The organism is [Acidovorax] ebreus TPSY, from assembly GCF_000022305.1.
In the GTDB taxonomy this organism is placed as follows: Bacteria; Pseudomonadota; Gammaproteobacteria; order Burkholderiales; family Burkholderiaceae_C; genus Diaphorobacter; species Diaphorobacter nitroreducens.
The window spans coordinates 3,259,664-3,267,500 of record NC_011992.1 but is presented as its reverse complement, the minus strand read 5'-3'; the positions used below and the strand labels follow the sequence as shown (position 1 = coordinate 3,267,500).

The following is a 7,837-nucleotide window of genomic DNA, read 5'->3' as shown; positions in this document are numbered from 1 at the left end:
CTAAAACAGTCAGGATGTTGGCTTAGAAGCAGCCATCATTTAAAGAAAGCGTAATAGCTCACTGATCGAGTCGTCCTGCGCGGAAGATGTAACGGGGCTAAGCCAGTTACCGAAGCTGCGGATGTGCAATTTATTGCACGTGGTAGGAGAGCGTTCTGTAAGCCTGTGAAGGTGTCTGGTAACGGATGCTGGAGGTATCAGAAGTGCGAATGCTGACATGAGTAGCGTTAAAGCGGGTGAAAAGCCCGCTCGCCGTAAGCGCAAGGTTTCCTACGCAACGTTCATCGGCGTAGGGTGAGTCGGCCCCTAAGGCGAGGCAGAGATGCGTAGCTGATGGGAAACAGGTCAATATTCCTGTACCGATCAATAGTGCGATGTGGGGACGGAGAAGGTTAGCTCAGCCAACTGTTGGATATGTTGGTTCAAGCCTGTAGTCGTGCCTGGTAGGCAAATCCGCCGGGCTTAGATGAGGGGTGATAACGAGTCTGCTTGCAGACGAAGTGAGTGATACCCTGCTTCCAGGAAAAGCCACTAAGCTTCAGCTATTGACGACCGTACCGCAAACCGACACTGGTGCGCGAGATGAGTATTCTAAGGCGCTTGAGAGAACTCAGGAGAAGGAACTCGGCAAATTGATACCGTAACTTCGGGAGAAGGTATGCCGCAAGTAGGTGAACTTGTACAAAGGGAGCCCAAAGCGGTTGCAAAAAATCGGTGGCTGCGACTGTTTAATAAAAACACAGCACTCTGCAAACACGAAAGTGGACGTATAGGGTGTGACGCCTGCCCGGTGCTGGAAGATTAAATGATGGGGTGCAAGCTCTTGATTGAAGTCCCAGTAAACGGCGGCCGTAACTATAACGGTCCTAAGGTAGCGAAATTCCTTGTCGGGTAAGTTCCGACCTGCACGAATGGCGTAACGATGGCCACACTGTCTCCTCCTGAGACTCAGCGAAGTTGAAATGTTTGTGATGATGCAATCTCCCCGCGGAAAGACGGAAAGACCCCATGAACCTTTACTGTAGCTTTGTATTGGACTTTGAACGGATCTGTGTAGGATAGGTGGGAGGCTTTGAAGTGAGGTCGCTAGATCTCATGGAGCCAACGTTGAAATACCACCCTGGTGCGTTTGAGGTTCTAACCTAGGTCCATTAGCTGGATCGGGGACAGTGCATGGTAGGCAGTTTGACTGGGGCGGTCTCCTCCCAAAGCGTAACGGAGGAGTTCGAAGGTACGCTAGTTACGGTCGGACATCGTGACGATAGTGCAATGGCATAAGCGTGCTTAACTGCGAGACTGACAAGTCGAGCAGATGCGAAAGCAGGACATAGTGATCCGGTGGTTCTGTATGGAAGGGCCATCGCTCAACGGATAAAAGGTACTCTGGGGATAACAGGCTGATACCGCCCAAGAGTTCATATCGACGGCGGTGTTTGGCACCTCGATGTCGGCTCATCTCATCCTGGGGCTGTAGTCGGTCCCAAGGGTATGGCTGTTCGCCATTTAAAGAGGTACGTGAGCTGGGTTTAAAACGTCGTGAGACAGTTTGGTCCCTATCTTCCGTGGGCGCTGCAGATTTGAGGAAGCCTGCTCCTAGTACGAGAGGACCGGAGTGGACACACCTCTGGTGTATCGGTTGTCACGCCAGTGGCATTGCCGAGTAGCTAAGTGTGGAAGAGATAACCGCTGAAAGCATCTAAGCGGGAAACTCGTTTCAAGATGAGATCTGCCGGGGCCTTGAGCCCCCTGAAGGGTCGTTGTAGACCACGACGTTGATAGGCTGGGTGTGGAAGTGCAGCAATGCATTAAGCTAACCAGTACTAATTGCCCGTGCGGCTTGACCCTATAACTTTGACTGCCAATCGCAGCTCAAGACTGTTATGCCAAGTACGCAATCAAATCCACGCTGATTCACAGACTCTATGAATTCGCTGTGCAGTCATCTCTGCTCAGCAACCCTTTATGCCTGATGACCATAGCAAGTTGGTACCACTCCTTCCCATCCCGAACAGGACAGTGAAACGACTTCGCGCCGATGATAGTGCGGGTTCCCGTGTGAAAGTAGGTCATCGTCAGGCTCTTACAGCCCAAACCGCCCTCCCACTAAAACAGTGGGAGGGCGTTTTGCTTTGGGCTTGCACGGTCAACATCGGCTGGCGACCAGCATTCAACAACTCCCAGTTGCCCTGTAGATCTGCAGCCGCTTGGTGTGTTGACGGGGATGTATCTGCTGTAGCATTGACGTTCACGTCAACTAATACGCTACATTGGAGCAGCCTCCCGGTCTGCAATGCATGGCTACCTACACCATCAGTGACCTTGCCAAAGAATTCGATCTCACGACTCGCGCCATGCGGTTCTACGAGGACATGGGCTTGCTGCGTCCGGAACGGGCAGGTCCCGGAGGACGGAATCGGATTTACAGCGCACGCGATCGCACACGGCTCAAATTGACACTGCGGGCAAAGCGCCTGGGTCTATCGCTCACCGAAGCCAAAGAAATCATCGACCTCTACGACAGCCCTCGTGACACGGGGGTGCAACTGCGCAAGTTCCTAGAGGTTCTCGCGGTTCATCGCAGGCAGTTGGAGTCCCAGATGACGGACCTGCAAGCCAATCTGGACGAGGTGCGGGAGCATGAGCGCGAGGCTCAGGAACTGCTTCAAAAAATTGAAGCCCCAACGCCTAAAGTCGTGGATAATTGACGTTTACGTAAACGTCATATTTGCGCGTCCTGGCTTTGTCCGGCCTGTAGCGTCGTCGTCTTGGGCGTATCGCAGTGGGGACATATCGAGCCAACGACCCGTGAGAGATCATCTTCCGAGGAGACACCCATGAGCACCGCCACCCAGTTGCCAGGCCTGAACTTTCAGTTGGGCGAAGACATTGACGCCCTGCGCGACGCGGTGCGCGAATTCGCGCAAGCCGAGATTGCGCCTCGCGCTGCCGAGATCGATCGCAACGACCAGTTTCCCATGGACCTGTGGCGCAAGTTCGGTGATCTGGGCGTGTTGGGTATTACCGTGCCGGAGCAATACGGTGGTGCCGACATGGGCTACCTCGCGCACATGGTGGCCATGGAGGAGATTTCTCGCGCCAGCGCATCGGTGGGTTTGAGCTACGGCGCGCACAGCAACCTGTGCGTGAACCAGATCAACCGCAATGGCAACGAAGCACAGCGTAAGAAATACCTGCCCAAGCTGATCAGCGGGGAGCACGTTGGCGCCCTCGCCATGAGCGAGCCCGGTGCCGGCTCCGACGTGATCAGCATGAAGCTGCGTGCGGAGGACAAGGGCGGCTACTACCTGCTCAACGGTTGCAAGATGTGGATCACCAATGGTCCGGATGCCGACACGCTGGTGGTGTACGCCAAGACCGAGCCTGAACTGGGTGCGCGCGGCGTGACCGCCTTCCTTATCGAAAAAGGCATGCAAGGCTTCAGCATTGCGCAGAAGCTCGACAAACTCGGCATGCGCGGCAGTCATACGGGGGAACTGGTGTTCCAGAACGTCGAGGTACCGGCTGAGAACGTGCTGGGCGGCGTGAACAACGGTGCCAAGGTGCTGATGAGCGGCCTGGACTACGAGCGCGCCGTACTGACGGGTGGGCCGCTGGGCATCATGCAGAGCGTGATGGACAACGTGGTGCCCTACATCCACGACCGCAAGCAGTTCGGCCAGAGCATTGGCGAGTTCCAGCTCATCCAGGGCAAGGTGGCCGACATGTACACCGTGCTCCAGGCGGGCCGCTCGTTCGCCTACACGGTGGCCAAGAACCTGGACATGCTGGGTTCCGACCACGTGCGCCAGGTGCGCAAGGATTGCGCCAGCGTCATCCTCTGGTGCGCCGAGAAAGCCACTTGGATGGCCGGCGAAGGTGTGCAGATCTACGGTGGCAACGGCTATATCAACGAATACCCGCTAGGTCGCCTGTGGCGGGATGCGAAACTCTACGAAATCGGCGCCGGTACCAGCGAGATCCGCCGCATGCTGATCGGCCGGGAGCTGTTTGCCGAAACCTGCTGATGGCCCGCACCGACGCCGCTCATTCATTCACAGCAAGAAGAAAAGGATTGCCTTTATGACCACCGCCTCCATCGACGAGCTGTTTGCCCACAACCGCGAGTGGGCGGAACGGATGGAGCGTGACCGGCCGGGTTTCTTCACCGGCTTGTTGGCGCAGCAAAAACCGCGCTACATGTGGATCGGTTGCTCCGACAGCCGCGTACCGGCCAACCAGATCACGGGGCTGGAGCCGGGCGAGGTGTTCGTCCACCGTAACATCGCCAACGTGGTCGTGCCCACCGACCTCAACTGCCTGTCGACCATCCAGTACGCGGTCGACCAGCTCAAGGTCGAGCACCTGATGGTCGTGGGGCACTACGGCTGCGGTGGTGTATTGGCGGCGCTGCAGGACGCACGCATTGGTTTGGCGGATAACTGGATCCGCCATGTGAAGGACGTGCGCGACAAGCACGCCGCCCTGCTTGAAGGCATGGACGTGCAATGGCGCCACGACGCGCTGTGCGAACTCAACGCGATCGAGCAGGTGATGAACATCGCCCACTCCACGGTGATGCAGGATGCCTGGGCGCGTGGCCAGAAGGTGCAGTTGCACGGATGGTGCTACAGCCTGAACAACGGCTTGATCACCAATCTGCAGATGTCCGTACCTGACGTGGCGGGGCTCGGCGAGGCGCACCGCCAGGCGGTGGCTCTGGTGGCCAGCCGCGTGCGCCAATAGGGCGCACCGCACTGCGCGCGGTTCTGCAGGCACGGTCATGTTTCCCGAGCGACTTGATGCCCCGCAGGCCTACGACATCGCCAAGGCGATGATGGATGGCTTCAACCGCCACTACCGCCTGTTTCGCGCCGAGTCTGCGCGCGCCAAGCACCGCTTCGAGACCGCCGACTGGCATGGCCAGCAACGCGCCCAGCGCGAGCGCATCGAGTTCTACGATCTGCGCGTCAAGGAGTGCGTGCGCCGCCTCGACAAGGAGTTCCACGCGGGCGACCAGTCCATGGAGGTGTGGCACCAGATCAAGCTGCACTACATCGGGCTCATGGTGAACCACCTGCAGCCCGAGCTGGCCGAGACCTTCTTCAATTCGGTCACCACCAAGATCCTGCACCGCACGCACTTCCATAACGACTTCATCTTCGTGCGTCCCGCGGTGAGCACGGAGTACATCGAAAGCGACGACCCCGGGGCGCGGCCCACCTATCGCGCCTACTACCCGTCGCGCGACAACCTGCACGAAACAGTGGTGCGCATCGTCGAGCACTGCGCGCTGCAGCGGGACTTCGAGGACCTGCCGCGCGATGCGGGCCACGTGGTGCATGCCCTGCAGCAGCGCCTGGGCGCGGTCAAGCTGCGCACCAACTTTCAGGTCCAGGTGCTGTCCAGCCTGTTCTTTCGCAACAAGGGTGCGTACCTGGTCGGCAAGGTCATCAACGGCTATAACGAACTGCCGTTTGCGTTGCCCATCCTGCATGGTGAGGATGGTCGCCTGCTGATCGACGCCGTGCTGTTCGGCGAGAACGACCTGCAGATGCTGTTCTCCTTTGCGCGGGCCTACTTCATGGTGGACATGGAGATCCCCAGTGCCTACGTGCAGTTCTTGCGCAGCCTCATGCCGCGCAAGCCCCGTGCCGAGCTCTACACCGCGCTGGGCTTGGCCAAGCAGGGCAAAACGCTGTTCTACCGCGATTTTCTGCACCACCTGCGTTATTCCACCGACAAATTCCGCATCGCCCCCGGCATCAAGGGCATGGTGATGCTGGTGTTCGACCTGCCGAGCTTTCCCTACGTCTTCAAGCTCATCAAGGACCAGTTCCCCGCACCGAAGGACACCACGCGTGAACAGGTGCAGGGCAAGTACCTGCTGGTCAAGCAGCACGACCGCGTGGGACGGATGGCCGACACGCTGGAGTACAGCCTGGTTGCCTTCCCGCGCGAGCGTTTTTCCGACGAACTCATCGAGGAGATCCGCAGGCATGCGCCGAGCCAGATGGAGATCAGCGACCGCGACGGCGATGGCCGCCAGGAGGTCATCATTGCGCACCTGTACATCGAGCGGCGCATGATCCCGCTGAACATCCACCTGCAGGAATGTTTCGATACCGGGCTCGACAAGCCCGAGGCACGCAGCGCGCTGGAGCATGCCGTCACCGAATACGGCAACGCCATCAAGGACATGGTCGCGGCCAACATCTTCCCCGGTGACATGCTCTGGAAGAACTTCGGCATCACCCGCAATGGCAAGGTCGTGTTCTACGACTACGACGAGATTGAGTACCTCACCGACTGCAACTTCCGCCGCGTGCCGCCGCCGCGTTGCGAGGAGGACGAAGTGTCTGGCGAGGTCTGGTGGCCCGTGGGGCCGCACGATGTGTTCCCCGAGACCTTCGGCCCGTTCCTGCTGGGTAACGACGCCGTGCGCGAGGCGTTCATGCGCCATCACGCCGACCTGCTGGACGTGGAGTTCTGGCAGTCGCACAAGGAACGCATCCAGGCCGGCCACGTGTACGACGTGTTTCCCTATGACAGTGCGCGGCGCTTTCGCTGCGCAAACCCTTCTTCATTTCAAACCCAAGGAGATTCCACATGAGCCAACACAACGACCCCGTCGTCATCGTCAGCGCCGCGCGCACGCCCATGGGCGCCTTCATGAGCGACTTTGCCGACCTCGCGGCGCATGACCTGGGCGGCGCTGCTATCAAGGCCGCCGTCGAGCGTGCCGGCCTTGCCCCCGAGAAGGTGGACGAGGTACTGTTCGGCAACTGCCTGATGGCCGGCCAGGGCCAGGCGCCTGCGCGCCAGGCGGGCTTCAAGGGTGGGTTGCCGCAGAGCACCGGCGCGGTGACGCTGTCCAAGATGTGCGGCGCGGGCATGGAGGCCACCATCTTGGCCCATGACCAGCTGATCGCCGGCAGCCGCGACGTGATGGTCTCCGGCGGCATGGAGAGCATGACCAACGCCCCCTACCTGCTCAAGAAGGGGCGCGGCGGCTACCGCATGGGCCATGACAAGGTGTACGACCACATGATGCTCGACGGCCTGGAAGACGCCTACGAGGCCGGCCGCTCCATGGGCACCTTCGGTGAGGACTGCGCCGCCAAGTACAGCTTCACGCGCGAGCAGCAGGACGCCTTTGCCATCGAAAGCGTCAAGCGCGCGCAGCAGGCGACGCAAAGCGGCGCCTTCGCCACCGAGATCACACCCGTCACGGTCAAGACCCGCAAGGGCGATGTGACGGTGAGCATCGACGAAGGCCCGGCCAAGGCCAAGCTGGACAAGATCGCCGGCCTCAAGCCCGCGTTCAAGAAGGACGGCACCATCACCGCCGCCTCCAGCTCCAGCATCAACGACGGCGCCGCCGCCCTGGTGCTGATGCGCCAGTCCACCGCCCAGCAACTGGGCTGCAAGCCCCTGGCCAAGATCGTGGCGCACGCTACGCATTCGCAAGCGCCCGAGTGGTTCACCACCGCCCCCGTGGGTGCAACCCAGAAGGCCCTGAAGAAGGCCGGCTGGACGGTGCAGGACGTGGACCTGTGGGAGGTGAACGAGGCCTTCGCCGTCGTGCCCATGGCGCTGATGGCCGAGCTGAACGTGCCGCACGACAAGGTCAACGTGCATGGCGGCGCTTGCGCTCTGGGCCACCCCATCGGCGCCAGCGGCGCGCGCATCATCGTCACATTGATCCATGCGCTGCAGCGCCATGGCAAGAAGAAGGGCCTGGCCACGCTGTGCATCGGCGGCGGTGAAGGCACGGCCATGGCCATCGAACTGGTCTGACCCGCCAGCCATGGGCGCCCCTGCACACGCAGTGGCGCTC

Annotated in this window: 5 protein-coding genes and 2 rRNA genes (1 of these 7 only partly in view); all 7 read left to right on the top strand. The window is 59.9% G+C overall.

Features of this window, described 5'->3' with window-relative positions; genetic code table 11:
* A 23S ribosomal RNA gene (locus DTPSY_RS15310) occupies nt 1–1,845 on the top strand; it begins 1,031 nt to the left of the window's first position.
* Between the two features lie 120 nt (nt 1,846–1,965).
* Nucleotides 1,966–2,078: ribosomal RNA gene (gene rrf, locus DTPSY_RS15305) — 5S ribosomal RNA — on the top strand.
* Nucleotides 2,079–2,294: 216 nt separating this feature from the next.
* Entirely contained in the window at nt 2,295–2,705 is a 411-nt protein-coding gene (locus DTPSY_RS15300; RefSeq protein ID WP_011806870.1) for a MerR family transcriptional regulator, read from the top strand.
* 129 nt (nt 2,706–2,834) lie between these two features.
* Nucleotides 2,835–4,025 (top strand): isovaleryl-CoA dehydrogenase, encoded by a 1,191-nt coding sequence (locus DTPSY_RS15295; protein WP_015914331.1) that lies wholly within the window; start codon nt 2,835–2,837, stop codon nt 4,023–4,025.
* Nucleotides 4,026–4,080: 55 nt separating this feature from the next.
* Complete coding sequence (gene can / locus DTPSY_RS15290) at nt 4,081–4,743, top strand: carbonate dehydratase (protein ID WP_015914330.1); 663 nt, start codon at nt 4,081–4,083, stop codon at nt 4,741–4,743.
* Between the two features lie 37 nt (nt 4,744–4,780).
* On the top strand, nt 4,781–6,610 hold the full coding sequence (aceK, locus tag DTPSY_RS15285) for a bifunctional isocitrate dehydrogenase kinase/phosphatase (protein WP_015914329.1): 1,830 nt from the start codon (nt 4,781–4,783) through the stop codon (nt 6,608–6,610).
* Nucleotides 6,607–7,797 (top strand): acetyl-CoA C-acyltransferase, encoded by a 1,191-nt coding sequence (locus tag DTPSY_RS15280; protein ID WP_015914328.1) that lies wholly within the window; start codon nt 6,607–6,609, stop codon nt 7,795–7,797. The genes aceK and DTPSY_RS15280 overlap by 4 nt, the downstream gene beginning before the upstream one ends.
* Nucleotides 7,798–7,837: the final 40 nt, after the last annotated feature.

Coding starts and splice junctions, on each gene's coding strand:
- can (WP_015914330.1), top strand. CDS start 4,081: ATGACCACCGCCTCCATCGACGAGCTGTTTGCCCACAACCGCGAGTGG.
- DTPSY_RS15300 (WP_011806870.1), top strand. CDS start 2,295: ATGGCTACCTACACCATCAGTGACCTTGCCAAAGAATTCGATCTCACG.
- DTPSY_RS15295 (WP_015914331.1), top strand. CDS start 2,835: ATGAGCACCGCCACCCAGTTGCCAGGCCTGAACTTTCAGTTGGGCGAA.
- DTPSY_RS15280 (WP_015914328.1), top strand. CDS start 6,607: ATGAGCCAACACAACGACCCCGTCGTCATCGTCAGCGCCGCGCGCACG.
- aceK (WP_015914329.1), top strand. CDS start 4,781: ATGTTTCCCGAGCGACTTGATGCCCCGCAGGCCTACGACATCGCCAAG.